Annotated in this window: 1 protein-coding gene; it reads left to right on the top strand. The window is 56.4% G+C overall.

What is annotated here, in order from left to right:
* Window positions 1-407: thermonuclease family protein (locus ACFHWW_RS33895; RefSeq protein ID WP_379943736.1), on the top strand; the 407-nt coding region annotated here is incomplete at its 5' end.
* Between the last annotated feature and the right edge of the window lie 500 nt (window positions 408-907).

Raw genomic sequence — 907 nt, 5'->3', positions numbered from 1 at the left:
CCATCAGCATTCGGAATCAGCGAATCAGGATAGCGGCGATCGATGCTTTCGAGCGAGACCAGACCGGATTGAAAGGCGGAAAGGTTTGGCGGTGTGGCGTCGCAGCTCGCAGCTATCTTGGGAAAATGATCGACGGCCAGCACGTTCGTTGCGACATCATCGATCAGGATCAGTATCGCCGCCTGGTGGGCCAGTGCTTCATTGAAGACGTCGACATCGGCCTTGCGATGGTGAAGGCAGGACTGGCGGAAGCAATGCTACGGTATCTGCCGGCGACCCACTCGATCAGCGAGGTCGAGTACGGCCAGGCCGAGAACCGCGCCCGAGATGGCGGCTTTGGCATGTGGTCCGCGGAGATCGAAAGCCCGCACGAATACCGCAGTTCCAAATCTTCCCGGATACCGTGACCTCGAGATAGCCAATATGGCGCAATGGCGTCGACGGCGCATGAACCATATTGCTTCAATGTCGTGGCCAGAATCGCCGCAAAACCTGTTGATTAGGTCGCGACATTGGATAATATTGCTGCAAATTGTGAGGTTGGTACGTCGCTGACAAACGGGGAAACGTTGCCAAAACGGTTCAAGCCACACTCCTCCAGGGCGGTTGCTTTTGACGCTCGTTCGCATGTCGACGCGGTTTACGCAAAGCGGACGCCACAAAAATTTTCCCCGCCTTCGGCTTCCTCGCGAAGCAAATTTTTGCGTCCTCTCGCCTCCTCCGCTCACGCTCCGGCCTACGGTGCGAACCGCTTTCCGCCGTGCCTTTGGAACGATCATCGCAACCACCAAAGAGGAGTGAAAGACTTGAACATCACCAACTACATCCAGTTCGACGGCGACAACCTCGACACCGAAAAGGGCGTCGGCCTCATCTCCACTATTGACCGCGACATGGACATCAAGGT

This window comes from Sinorhizobium sp. P24N7, assembly GCF_042436655.1.
In the GTDB taxonomy this organism is placed as follows: Bacteria; Pseudomonadota; Alphaproteobacteria; order Rhizobiales; family Rhizobiaceae; genus Sinorhizobium; species Sinorhizobium meliloti_A.
Note: the sequence above shows the minus strand (reverse complement) of the source record. Positions and strands in the feature narration are given on the sequence as shown.